The sequence below is a fragment of the Fulvivirga kasyanovii genome (assembly GCF_009711405.1).
In the GTDB taxonomy this organism is placed as follows: Bacteria; Bacteroidota; Bacteroidia; order Cytophagales; family Cyclobacteriaceae; genus Fulvivirga; species Fulvivirga kasyanovii.
Map to the genome: position 1 here is coordinate 1 of NZ_SMLW01000476.1, position 12,882 is coordinate 12,882.

The following is a 12,882-nucleotide window of genomic DNA, read 5'->3' on the forward strand; positions in this document are numbered from 1 at the left end:
CCTTTTCACAAAGGAAAAACAACCGCTTTTGATAACAAAGGACATTTGTCCCGCCGGTAAAATATGGTAAGAGTAAATAGCGATCTGTTGGTGTATGTCAATAAGCTTTACGAAGCAGGAAGCTGTAAATATTTTACAGTGCAAGATTACCAGCCCAAAGAAAAGGTTATCCGGCAGGCGAAAAGGGTATTATCAGTTTATATCATTAAAAGCGGCATAGCCAAGTGCTACTTAAGTGAGGACAATGGAAAGGATTTCATCCAGGAGTTTTTCTCTGAAGGTGAAATTTTTGGTGAAATAGAAGCGATTAACGGCCAAATTAGTTTTTGCGCTATTGAAGCCATTACCAACTTACAGGTATTTCAAATCAAAAACGAAGATTTCCATGAGCTGCTGAAATCAGACCGCAAGTTCAACGATCTGATATTAAAAGCGATTGCCAACAAGGTAAGATACAAGGCACTCCGGCACGGCTACAATCAATCTCATGCTATAGAAGACAACCTTATGCGGCTTATCAATGAATTCCCTAATCTGTTACTTCAAATTTCCAAGCAGGATATTGCCAATTATCTCGGGATAACTATCCGTAGCCTAAACAGAACGCTGAATGAAATGAAAGCAAAAGGATTGACCGGAGGGGGATAATTGGTGCCGGGAAGACTCACATAAACCAGCACTTTTTACCTGTTCAGCAGAATTCCCGGACTTAATATTTTAAACATTAGATTATACGGTGACCCGGAGTATAGGTTTTGCAATCCTGCATTAACCGTGGCTTTCCAGCGCCTCGATCATTTTCCTGTCCTCCGACCTGGGGGAAGACATCTTCTCCCTGATAAAATCTCTCTTTCCAAGTACAGGTATGGTAGTATTCAGGATAATGGCCGACTCTGCCTCTGCATAGCATCGGTAAAACTCGTGTTGAGAATAATGCAACAACCGGAGGTATGTGGTAAGATTAAAAGTTTCTCCCCTGAACTTTACCCGCTGCCCTTCTTCACTGGTATTTAGCCAAGGCCCTAGATGTAAAAGGTGCTGTAGTTTTTTCAGGTTCTCATCATCATATGCTAACCAAAGCTCCACACTGCCACATGCCCTCGGGTATCCATGATAAGCACCTGCAATGTATCCAATAGCCAGATAATGAACCTCAAGCTCATTGAGCTCGTAAAAAAATTCCGCAAAAGTTTCGTTTGAAATGTTCAATGTCCCAACTGCCGGTTGCTCCCTTCCTTCCTCTGCCTGAGAGAATTGCGTAACAATTCTGTTCATTGCTAAAAAATTAAGGATGTTAGCACTTTTATCCTTAACAAACTTCGTCATGTCAATATCATAATTTCCTTCACAAAATATTGCCGTACCAACTATTCCGAGGTGTAAATTACGAGTTTTTAATAATAATGATATTTTACAGTTTCAGGATACAGGTAAGGTTTATATTTAATTTTGAGAAAATTGACCTTCTTTTAAGAAAGTATTTACCGGGCTTATCTAAATTTCCGAAAGAAATCCATGCAATTTCATTGTTAAAACAAAGAATATATGCCCTTGCCCATCAAAACGCAACAATGCTTATAACACGATTACAGAAGTACTTTAATTTAACAATAGTGACAATTGTTGATTTTAATATCCCAATACATCTGATAGGCGACACGCCTCATGCTACCAACACTATCCAAAATAAGCCTACCGGACTTAATCAGCAGTAGCTTTTCCCCCACGTACCAGTCGTACGCTCATACCTAATTCTCCCTTCAACCTACCATAGCCCATCTGCTTTTCCCGATGGCCTGAGGTGGCAAAACCATCAATAAAGCTCATATAGCTTGCTGTATGTTCGTTCGGTGTGGTTGCACTCCAGAAAGAATAAGCACCATCACCCCAGGCTGAGGCAGAGTCGATCTCATTAAACTTTAAGGCATACTGCGCTCTGTCCTCACTGTTTTTATTGATCGTTCTGTATTCACTGATCGTTGGCACACGCCAGTCTTCAAAGCCGGCATATTTTAACGCATTCATTTTATCCTGCCACTCAAACACCTCGTCCCATTTCTTCAGGAAGCGCCCTTCCATAAAACTAAAGTCGTTCTTCATCCATACCAACCCGGTCAGGGTGTCCACAACGATCAGGGTAGAGTCTATCAAAGGTTGGTCAGTCAACACTGCACCTTCATTGATGTTTGTGCTGGCAGTATCTGCCTGAGGCGTGGCGACAGTACTATCTTCCTTATCTGTATCACTTGCTTTTTTACCGGTGCATGCTACTGCAATAGCCATCACCATCCACATAAGTATAAAAATAATTCTCATTACTAATAAATATTAAATATCTAAAACGTCAGATCACACGGAACCAGCTAAAAACCATGGAGCGATAGGGTTTACTGACCGGGATTCTCTCTCCGTTGATCAATAGATTATTGCCTTCAAACCCGGAAATACACTCTTTATTGACCATAAAGCTCCGGTGTACCCGGTAAAACTGTTCGGGCAGATTCTCCTCCATCTTTTTAAGCACTATGGAATAAACATAAGTTTTGGAAGCCGTATGGATTTCAGTATAGTTATCATCAGCTTTCAACCAAAGAATGTGTTCAAATTTCACACGCTCATGATGCTGTCCATTGCGGAGAAATAGCGAATCGTTGATGGAAAGCGCATCGGCACGTTGAGCACGGTTTGCAGAGGGGGATGAGTTGGCCAGGGCGATCTCGATGGCAATCCTCACCTCCTTGTCATTAAATGGCTTGAGGATATAAGCTGCGGGATTAACCTCTTTGGCCCGGTTGATCATCAGGTCATCATCATGAGAAGTAAGAAAGATCAGAGGCAGCCCGTATTGCGCATTGATTTTCCGGGCCAGCTCTATTCCATCCATTTCGCCCCCTGCCAGGTGAATGTCCAGAACACAGATATCAGGCTGCCCACGTTCAAGACTGGTCAAGGCTTCATGCGGCCCATGTACGGGCGGAAAGATCTCATAACCAAACCGTTTGAGCCTGTAAGCGATATCCATAGCAAGTACGGCCTCATCCTCCACAATCAGTATTTTAACCTTTTCAACCATTATTCAATATTAAAGTCCACTGCGTACCAAGCGTTGTATCCAAAGTGAGTTCAGCATTTAGCTGACGAGCCAGCGAATATACCAGGTTCAAACCAAAGGATTTAAGGGCGGCCGGGTCGGATTCCGGAATACCAGGGCCACGGTCATGAATCACCAGACGGTTATGATGCTCCATGCGTTTCAGTTCAACCCGGATTTCCGGGTGGCCATTCCCATTTTTTCCATATTTGAATGCATTGGTCAGAAGCTCATTGACAATCAGTGCCAGAGGGATAGCGCGGTCGACATGTAGCGTACAGGGCTCGATCTCCGTTTCCAGGTTGGCTTCGGGATCAAAACCCTCACCAATATGGCTGATCAGCTCACCAAGATATTCATCCATTTCAATATAAGTGAAACCCTGCTGGTATAACCGCTGGTGGATCAGTGCAAGGCTGTCTACACGATAACGGCCTTCCCGTACCAGGTCAGCAAGATGATCATCAAGAGTAGCCGACTGAAGGTTGAGCAGACTGGAGATCATTTGCAGGTTGTTTTTGGTCCGGTGGTTGAGTTCGCGCAGCAGAAGAGCCTTCTCCTCCTCTCGCCGCGCCAGTACACGGTTCGCCTTGTTTTTTTGACGATAGAAATGATACAACAGGAGCGACAAAAGGGCTAAAACCAGCGCTCCTACACCTAAAATCCACAGTACACGTTCCCTGCTGGCATTAAGCTGGTTGAGAAATGTAATCTCAGCTTCGCGTTGATCAACCTGATATTGGCCCCGCATCTGCTCTACCCGACGCACATTGTCAATATTGAGCAGGCTGTCTTTATAAGTATGATACTGCTGCTGATAGCTGTAAGCTCTCGCAAAATCTCCATGGGTATGAAAATGGCCGGCAAGCTCCCTGCTAAAATCCCTCACCTGCTCCTTCAGTCCTTCGCGAATTGCTGTGGCATGGGCTCGCAGCATGATTTCCCTTCCCTCCGGAATTGACCCCGAGTCAACAAAAAGTTTCCCCAATTCAAACCTGTATATAGAAACCGAGTAGTGATCACCAAGTGGCTCCAGCCGCCGGATGGCGGTTTCCAATAGCGTGCGGGCAGAGTCGGTTTTTCCTTGTGTATAATATGCCATACCCAGATTGCCCGTACTGTAACCCTCTACAATTTCATCAGCGCTTTTATTCAATAGCAGGGCTTCCTGAAAATACCTGATGGCAGAGTCCAATTGCTCGTCTAACCGGTAAACTTCGCCCATATTCAGTAGGGTAAGGCATTGGCGGAGCGTATCACTTACGGTTCGGTAGATCTTGAGGGCCGCAGTATATTCACTGATCGCTTCGGGGTACTGCCCTTCCAATACCCAGGCAGAAGCAAGTTGCGCATGGCTGGCCGCCAATTGGTCTGTCTTACCTTCTTTGGTATAAATAGATTGTGCATTCATTGCAGCCTTGGCCGACTGGGTCAGGTTTCCCAACCTGCGATGTGCCAGGCTCGTCTCTTCCCAGGCCATTGCTATCCGTAAAGGGTCACCGATCCGCTCCCCGATTTCCAAAAGTTGGTTTGCAGAGGCCAATGCCTGCTCAGGGCTGCCTTCATTGGCTATGATCCGGTAGAGTGCCGCATACCTTAATGAGTCATCAGAAAGCTCCGGCAAAATTTGTTTCAGGCTGTCTGCTACCTTTTGATCCTGCGCGGCTGCAGGATTGAACAAAAGCAGCAGGGCCAATATCCAGCACCTGTACACGGATCAGGGGTTACCCGATCTGATGTTGGCAATGGGGTCTATCCGGCAACAATACAGGGTTCGACCTATATTAATGGTAAAAACCGCTCCATAGCCTATCAGTAACTCGCCCCTGTCCTTCCTAAGCCCGATCGTGACCTTATTGGTATTATCGGCAGATGACTGGTACAGACATCCGTTGGGAGCCACTACAGAGTATTTGTCCAGATCAAAGTAGTCGTTCCAATAAGAAGAAGTGGTGACCGAAGCCTGATCAGGGTCAAGGGAATAAAACCCAATGTAATGCAGGGTGGGTTCACCAACATCATCCGCGTCAGGTTCGGTGTCCTGCAAAGTCCAGGTGACTTTATCCGCTGCTTGAGGGATCTCCCCTATGAATGGATTAAATCTTGTTCCCCGCGGGCCAGACATCACAAGCTGAACCAAACTATCTACCTTGTTTGGCTGAAGCCGGGTTCCGGGATTCATGCACGCAGTCAGGTATTGTTTTAGTTGCCTGGAAGAGTACTCAAGTGTGAATTGATAATCCTTCTCTGTGTCCGGCTCAACTGTCGGCTGTATTTCCTTTGTCATTTGAATATGGGGTTACACTAGCAATTAGGGTAAATCAAAGATAGATTGGAATTTGAGTTTTCCAAACCATTTACTCAGCAAATTCGCACAACCACCCGGTGGTTACGTTCAGTCACTCATTTCATTTTTCAGGCTCCCGTTTCTCCCCCAAATTCGAAGTGTAATCAGGTCGATTACCATAGTTTTATCATATAAAATTCTAATTATCATGGCACTACAATGTCAAACCCTCAGTTTTTCAGTTAGCGCTGACCAGGCCTATAGCGGCAATCAAACGGCCATTTTTCAGTGCAACAGTATCACTAACAACAAGGCCTGGGTAGCGATACAGTCTATTAATGTAAGCTACGACAACGGAGAGCATAACCATGAGGCCAGTATCCGGAAGTGTCTTCCCAGTGTACAGTCGGTAAATGGCAATCAGGTCAATGTCAATCTCAATTTTCTTTACTGCAACGAAGATCAAAACGACATCATGTCAGGCACGGTCGAAGTACTGGTACTGGCTGATGTGAGCTAAAATGCCCCGGAAGATCCTAAGCGGTCCTTACCGGATCGCTTAAGGTCATGCCGGAAACCGGTTTTACGGAAACACCCATGAATAAGTCAGGTATGGATTCTCACTCTAACATCCTGTTTCCGCATTTTCTCAAAGCTTCTACTTCTCAAACCTAATTTCTACTCAACATGCGACGAAATCATTTCTTCACGGGAAAGACAATTACCCTTGCCATTTCCGGAGTACTTATCTCCTTGTTTTTATCTTTTATGTTCATTGAAACGGGAGAAGACGCCACTACTGATCCTCCGTTCTATCCCGGCGCCTTGCAAGGCACATTCCAGGTCAACTCATCCGGGGCAGCAACCTATAACATCCCCATCTCTGTACCGCCCGGTATAGGTAAAGTAGCACCTAAACTGGCAGTGGCCTACACCAGCAACAGCGGAAACGGACTGCTGGGTATGGGTTTTTCCATGAATGGCCTTGCCTCCATACAACGCACCGGTGCTACGATAGCCCAGGATGGTTTCACAGGCAGTGTAAATTATGATGACCTTGACCGGTTTGCCCTCAATGGCTCCCGGCTTATCAATACGGCGGGTGCCTATGGGGCCGACGGTTCAATCTACCATACAGAGAACGAGAGCTGGAAAAAAGTGACTGCCTTCGGCTCTTGCGGCAGCGGCCCCTGCCGGTTTGAAGTGATCACCAAAAAAGGCTACAAACTCGAATACGGAGGAACAGAAGATGCACAAGTCCAGTCGACTTCCGGAAAAGGGATCCGGGTGTGGGCGCTTAATAAAGCTACAGACCTGGCGGGCAACTACATGACCTTCGAATACCATCAGGATGCTGAAAATGGCAGCTACCTGCTCTCTGAAATTCAATACACCGGCAATGAAAACACCGGGCTGGCCCCTCAGCGCTCAGTCCGCTTTTTTTATGAGGACCGAACCGATGTGGAAGAACGGTATGAAGCAGGTGGCGTGGTGCGAACGACGAAACGACTGACGCAAATCAGCACGTATGTTGACAACACCAATGTACTCAACTACCTGCTGGACTATACATACAGTCCGGCCACCGGCAGAAGCCAACTGGTTCATATCCGGGAATGTGATGCCCAACAACAATGCCTTCCGGCAACGGAATTCTCCTGGCAGGGAGGGTCTCCTCTAAGGTTTACCACCCCTAACGTACTGGCAAAACAGATCAAAACCGGCCAGTTGATGCCCATGGATATCAACGGAGACGGTTTGATTGATTTTGCAAATGTCAATCATATAGGAAGTGAAGTCAATCCTACCCAGATCAACGCCTACCTCTCTGATGGAGAGACATTCGTAACATCAGACTCCATCAATTTCTCCAATGACAATGGTGGGGCTTTTTATGCGGTGGACAGAAATGGTGATGGCCTGGGGGACCTGATCAAGGTATCCAAAAGCGATGGACTTACAGTAACTACCTTTATATCCAATGGCAAGGGCTTTGACCCTCCGGCAGACTACGTAGCACCGGACACCATCAACTTCGGATCAGAAACCAATGCATTTCTGGAGCCAGCCGACCTCAATGGTGATGGACTGACCGATCTGGTTTATGGCGTGATTGTTTCCTGCTCCGGGGATGAGTCGCAGGTCAGGGTAATCAATTTTCTATCTACAGCATCAGGTGCGGGATACCAGCCTGAACCCAGTCAGACCCTGACGATTTCCAGCGGATGCGGAGCCTTTAACACGCTGGATGTCAACGGGGATGGAATGAGTGACCTCGTATATGTGCTCAAAGATAATTACAGCAAACCTTTTGAGGTCACTCCGCTGTTTTCCAGCGAAGGCAAGAGTTATGTACAGGGAGAAACACAAAGTTTCCCCTTTTACAAAGCATCCGGAGGTGACTTACTCGCTTCCGATGTCAACGGAGATGGTAACAGCGAACTGGTCTATGCTTATCTGGGCACGGATTCACTCTACCTCACCACATATTTTTCAACAGGAGCGGGCTTTATACCCAAATCTCAATCCCAGAAGTACCCCGGTTCCGGATGGTTAATGGCGGCAGAGTCAAATGGTGATAACCATACAGACCTGTTGTATGTAGTCAGCTCCAATACGGATGCCTTTGAGTACATCAGCTACCTCTCAGACGGGGAAGCTTTCCAGCCGGGTGTGCCACTGGTTTTCGATGACGTAAGGGCGGGGCTTAACCCCATGCCTATGGATGTTAATGGCGACGGCCTGACCGACTTGTTACTCACAGAAACACTCTCCGGTGTAACTCCTCATTTCCAGTTTACCCGGATCCTCGCCGACACACCATACCCGGATTTGGTTGACAGCATAGATAATGGTATCGGCGGGCTTCTCGAAGTGGCTTATAAACCACTAACAGACAAGCAGGTATATCAAATGGATCAGAGCCTCTCGGCTCAGGGCACCTATCCGGTCAACAGCTTGCTTAACAGAGTTACCGGTGAAACGGTCACCATCGGAGCAGCCACAACACCGACAGTCGGGGCGATCACCTCGATCATGAATGTTACACTGCCCAGCTATGCGGTGGCAAACTATGTCCAAACCGACGGAAGAGGTGCGCGCTATCCCTACTCCTATTCTTATGCAGGTGCCCGAGTAGATCGCAACGGTCGGGGCTGGCTAGGCTTCCAGCGTCAAACCATGACTGACAGCTCTGCTCAAAACATCACGCACACCTACTACCGGCAGCCCTTTCCTCTATCAGGAAAAACCGACTCCTCCGCCACATATTCCCTGGAAGGCCAAATACTCAATAAAAACCAACTGGGCTATGAGGTAAAAGAGCAGGCAGTTACCGGTGGCACACTCTACCAGGTCAACCAGACCAGAAGCCGGACATATTTCTACGATGACGGCCGGTATGCTTACACCATCGCTACAGACTATGAATATGATGACTTTGGAAACGTCCATCTGATCACAGATAAGGGCGATACGGCAACCGCCACTACCCTTTATACCCAGAACCAGTACCAGAACGACACGGTAAACTGGAGGATTGGCTATCTCACACAATCTTTTTCCGGCCCTGCCCCTGACTGGTCAGACACGCTGAGCCTGATGACCATGTCTTATGACCCGGAAACTCAGTGGGTAAAAAACAAACAGTATTGGGCGAATGCCAGCCAGTGGATCGATACCAGTTATGTATACGATGCCTACGGTAATTCACGGTATATCATCGACCAGGCAGGTGATACAACAGAGATTCAATACGAATCGGTTTATCATACCTTTCCCTCCAGGCGGATCACCCCGCCCAATCAATGGGGTAATCGGCTTACTACCGTTTTGGAATTTGACCCCCGGTTTGGAAAGATCAAGTCCGTTACTGATCCCAACGGCAGCACAATCAACCTCTTCCTGGATAACCTGGGGCGTGTTTCCGAACTACAGGGCCCTAACCCGGAAGGCCAGATGGTCAGCCTGGCCCAGATCTCCTACCTTCCCAATGATGTTGGTTACATCACACAGCGAAAGACCCTGCTCAACTGGGAAGGAACAGCCTGGAAACAGGCCAAAACTTACTACGACGGCCTCATCCGCTCGTATGAAAAGCAAACCTTCGGTCAGGACGGCCTTGCTGTCCTGCAACAAATAGTTTACAACAGTAACGACCAGGTAACAGCCCGCTCGCTCCCCTATTTTCAGGATTCCACGGCCTATTGGGTATGGCTTGAATACGATGCGGCTGACAGGATCAAACAGGTCAGTATACCAAAAGATGACCAGGACAGCCTGATCACCAAGGTACAGTATGCCGGTAAATCGGTAGTGGTTACGCACTCAGTTGGCACCGAAGACGAGGCGTCCATGACACTGTCTTATGATTACTATAACTCCAGCAGGAAATATACTACCGAGGTTAACGCCAACAATGAGCAAACCCTTGTCTACTACGATCTTTTAGGCCGCCCCTACCAGATCACTGATCCGCAAAACATCGAGACCCAAATAGAGTATGACGGCCAGGGACGGATGACTAAGCTCATTGACGCCAGTCTGGGTACTAACTACTTCCGGTACAATGACCTGAACCGCAAGCGACAGATAATAACAGCGAACCAGGACACCATCGAAGTGTATGAAGATGCGCTGGGGAGACCTCTGAGGAAACAGACATCTGCGGGACAGAACATCCAGTACCAGTACGACCTCAAAGATCACCTCAACACTCAGGGCCAGCTCGCCAAAGTGATCATAGAACCGGGATTCTATTACACCTATACTTACGACCGCCTCGGAAACCCTGACAGCACCACACTTTATCTCGATAGAGAATCATACACTCAGGTGCAAACCTATAATCCGGATCAAAGTGTAGCATCGCTCGTATTCCCGGATGAGGCTGTACAGTCCTACCATTATACCCCGGAAGGACTGCTGGAAAGTATTACACTTTTGGACGCCGGGGCATCTGCATCCACCTCCCAATCCCTCATTCAATATCAGCAATACGATGCCCGCAATGAGGTATTGAAGGCCCTTTATGGTAATCAGGTTTCGGAGCAATATGCCTATTCGCCTATTGGTAAACTCATCAGCTATTCGCTGAAACAAGGAAGCGGGGCTTCGATATCGGACAAGCGCTACCAGTGGAATGATGCCTTGCAGATCCATACGATCAATGACCTGGTCGATCCTGCCTATGATCAAACCTACACCTACGACCCCACCGGCAGACTACTTACGGCGGAAGGTATCTATGGCAACAAGACCTATGCCTACGATCATTCGGGCAACCTGACCCTGAAAGACGGGACCATCTTTTCCTATGAAAACTATCAGGTAATGTTGGGGACATCCCAGGCCAATGCAACTGATACAATATTTGCCGCCCAATATGATCCTATCGGGAACCGCAAACTAAGTCAGGTAAACGAAGGTGGCCATACGGCTTCCTATGTATATCAGTATGATGCTTTTAACCAGCTTCGTCAGGTGGAGAAAGATGGCAGGCTCCTGTACACCTACCTGTATGACCACGAAGGCAGACGTGTCAGAAAAACCAACTTTACCAGCAATGTAATCAGCACCTATGCCTCGCCCAATTTTGAGGTTACTCAGTATGCTGACAGTACGGTTTATACCAAAAACATTCTAAACGAGGATGGGCTCATTGCAACCATCAGCCAGCAAAAATCATCGACAGACCGTGCAGTGCAGGAAGTTGACCGTAGTACGGGACTGCCACAGTCGGGCACCCTGTATTTTCATCAGGACCATATTGGTAACACCCGCTTAACCACCTCCGGGCAAGGCACTGTAAGCAGTCAGCTTGAGTATTTGCCATACGGCCAGATTTATCAGCCAGAGTCATCAGGGCCAGACAATTTCAGGTACAAATTCGGAGGAAAAGAGCTGGATGAAGGCGGCGGTCTCTATTATTTCAACGCCCGGTACTATGATCCGGTCACCGGAAGGTTTATTACCTCGGATACGCAATTGGGAGGCCACCCCTGGCAGGCGGACGTACTGAACCGGTATGCGTATGTGCTGAACAATCCCATCAAGTACAATGATCCGAGCGGACATAGCGTAGCCGGCGATATCCTGATGGGGGTAACGGTAGCCGTTACGGCCGTAGCGGAAGTTGGGGTAGCAGTCGCAACTGCCGGGGCAGCAATTCCGGAGGAAGTTGCCATGGACGCCGGAGCTGTTGTAGCAGTGGGAGCAGAAGCTACTGCCGAAGTCGGTATAGAGGCAGGAATAGATGCCGGGATAGAAACCGGTGCCGATGCCCTTGCTGAAGTAGGAACAGATGCAGCAGGTTCGGCCATCGGTGAAACCTCATCGGCAGATATAATTGGCGGCGGAAGTGCAGATATGTTTGGAAATGATGCCGTGGATGGCGCCACCGAGTCACTCTCCGGATGTGATTGCGGCGTGACCAATGAGCAAGGCGAATCCATGTGCTTTGTGGCCGGAACGCTGGTTCAGACTGAACATGGCCTGGTGTCTATCGACTCTATTCGCAAAGGAGACCTGGTATGGACCTGGAATGAAGCCCGGGGCACAGACGAACTAAATGCCGTCACTGAGACCTCACAACGGGAAGCCCATCGCCTGATAGAAATTTATCTGGCCGGAGACACGATTACCGCTACACCAGAACACCCTTTCTGGACCCAGCGTGGCTGGAAACCCGCCTTATGGCTCAACAGTGATGATACACTGGGCACAGCAGATGGTCAGGTGCAGGTGGTTCGCGGAACAAGTCTGGTCAGTGATTCCAGAATAGTATATAACTTTACGGTAGAGCACCAGCACAACTACCGGGTTAGCACGGCAGGGGTACTGGTTCATAATGTCGGTGGTTGCAATACCAATGTTGTTTATCAGGGTACCGATGCTCAGGGTAATGTTCGATATATTGGCATCACCAACCGGCCGCCTGAAAAGCGTTTTGCTGAGCATGGAAGATCAGGTTCTCCGAGATCTACCTTGGATTACAGCGTGATCAATGGATCGACCAACTTATCAAGGACAGATGCCAGGGTCCAGGAACAGACGTTGATCAATCAATATGGCATGAAAAAGAACGGAGGGGCACTTGAAAACCGTATTAACTCAATCGCCCCAAAACACTGGAACAAACACGGTATACAATAATGGCTAGGGTATATACAAAAATAGGAGATGTTTTTTCGGCTAAAATTGACGATAACCATAAGAAGTATTTTCAGTTGGTAGCACTTGACACTACACAACTCAACAGCGATGTAATCAGAGCTTTTGAGAAAGTTTATCCGATTAGCGCCGAGCCAGAACTATCGGAAATAGTAAACGAAAAAGTAGATTTTTACTCCCATTGTGCTACAAAGCTTGGTATCAAAATGGGTCTTTGGGAAAAGATTGGTAATACGACACAAACCGGTGATGTTTCCAATATTTTATTCAGAGGCACAAACGACTATGGATCAAAGGTGGGTGAAGAACCGATTACCGTATCCAACGAATGGTA

At 47.6% G+C, this 12,882-nt stretch carries 9 protein-coding genes; 4 read left to right on the forward strand and 5 right to left on the reverse strand.

The features are described from left to right. Nucleotides 1-63: 63 nt before the first annotated feature. Complete coding sequence (locus E1163_RS08765; RefSeq protein WP_155171063.1) at nt 64-648, forward strand: Crp/Fnr family transcriptional regulator; 585 nt, start codon at nt 64-66, stop codon at nt 646-648. A 120-nt stretch (nt 649-768) separates the two neighbouring features. Here the strand turns inward: E1163_RS08765 and E1163_RS08770 are convergent, their stop codons facing one another. The 5 genes from E1163_RS08770 to E1163_RS08790 all read right to left on the reverse strand — a co-directional run bounded on the left by E1163_RS08770 (nt 769) and on the right by E1163_RS08790 (nt 5,378). Further along, on the reverse strand, nt 769-1,275 hold the full coding sequence (locus E1163_RS08770; RefSeq protein WP_155171064.1) for a hypothetical protein: 507 nt from the start codon (nt 1,273-1,275) through the stop codon (nt 769-771). Nucleotides 1,276-1,701: 426 nt separating this feature from the next. Beyond that, a complete protein-coding gene (locus tag E1163_RS08775) occupies nt 1,702-2,316 on the reverse strand; it encodes an Lcl C-terminal domain-containing protein (protein WP_155171065.1) in 615 nt (204 codons plus the stop codon). Between the two features lie 28 nt (nt 2,317-2,344). Continuing rightward, a complete protein-coding gene (locus E1163_RS08780; protein ID WP_155171066.1) occupies nt 2,345-3,073 on the reverse strand; it encodes a LytR/AlgR family response regulator transcription factor in 729 nt (242 codons plus the stop codon). Beyond that, nucleotides 3,066-4,805: a tetratricopeptide repeat protein gene (locus tag E1163_RS08785; protein WP_155171067.1), complete on the reverse strand. Its 1,740-nt coding sequence runs from the start codon at nt 4,803-4,805 to the stop codon at nt 3,066-3,068. The genes E1163_RS08780 and E1163_RS08785 overlap by 8 nt, the downstream gene beginning before the upstream one ends. 3 nt (nt 4,806-4,808) lie before the next feature. Beyond that, nucleotides 4,809-5,378: a hypothetical protein gene (locus E1163_RS08790; protein WP_155171068.1), complete on the reverse strand. Its 570-nt coding sequence runs from the start codon at nt 5,376-5,378 to the stop codon at nt 4,809-4,811. 208 nt (nt 5,379-5,586) lie between these two features. Here E1163_RS08790 and E1163_RS08795 point away from each other — a divergent pair, with 208 nt between their 5' ends. The 3 genes from E1163_RS08795 to E1163_RS08805 form a co-directional block, all read left to right on the forward strand. Next, nucleotides 5,587-5,898 (forward strand): hypothetical protein, encoded by a 312-nt coding sequence (locus E1163_RS08795; RefSeq protein ID WP_155171069.1) that lies wholly within the window; start codon nt 5,587-5,589, stop codon nt 5,896-5,898. A gap of 167 nt (nt 5,899-6,065) precedes the next feature. Next, entirely contained in the window at nt 6,066-12,530 is a 6,465-nt protein-coding gene (locus E1163_RS08800) for an RHS repeat-associated core domain-containing protein (RefSeq protein WP_155171070.1), read from the forward strand. Beyond that, nucleotides 12,530-12,882 (forward strand): hypothetical protein (locus tag E1163_RS08805; protein ID WP_155171071.1); only part of this gene is annotated, 353 nt, incomplete at its 3' end. The genes E1163_RS08800 and E1163_RS08805, both read left to right, overlap by 1 nt.

Excerpts from the sequence above, each read along its gene's own strand:
- E1163_RS08765 (WP_155171063.1), top strand. The coding sequence starts at position 64 with ATGGTAAGAGTAAATAGCGATCTGTTGGTGTATGTCAATAAGCTTTAC.
- E1163_RS08770 (WP_155171064.1), bottom strand. The coding sequence starts at position 1,275 with ATGAACAGAATTGTTACGCAATTCTCTCAGGCAGAGGAAGGAAGGGAG.
- E1163_RS08775 (WP_155171065.1), bottom strand. The coding sequence starts at position 2,316 with ATGAGAATTATTTTTATACTTATGTGGATGGTGATGGCTATTGCAGTA.
- E1163_RS08780 (WP_155171066.1), bottom strand. The coding sequence starts at position 3,073 with ATGGTTGAAAAGGTTAAAATACTGATTGTGGAGGATGAGGCCGTACTT.
- E1163_RS08790 (WP_155171068.1), bottom strand. The coding sequence starts at position 5,378 with ATGACAAAGGAAATACAGCCGACAGTTGAGCCGGACACAGAGAAGGAT.
- E1163_RS08795 (WP_155171069.1), top strand. The coding sequence starts at position 5,587 with ATGGCACTACAATGTCAAACCCTCAGTTTTTCAGTTAGCGCTGACCAG.
- E1163_RS08800 (WP_155171070.1), top strand. The coding sequence starts at position 6,066 with ATGCGACGAAATCATTTCTTCACGGGAAAGACAATTACCCTTGCCATT.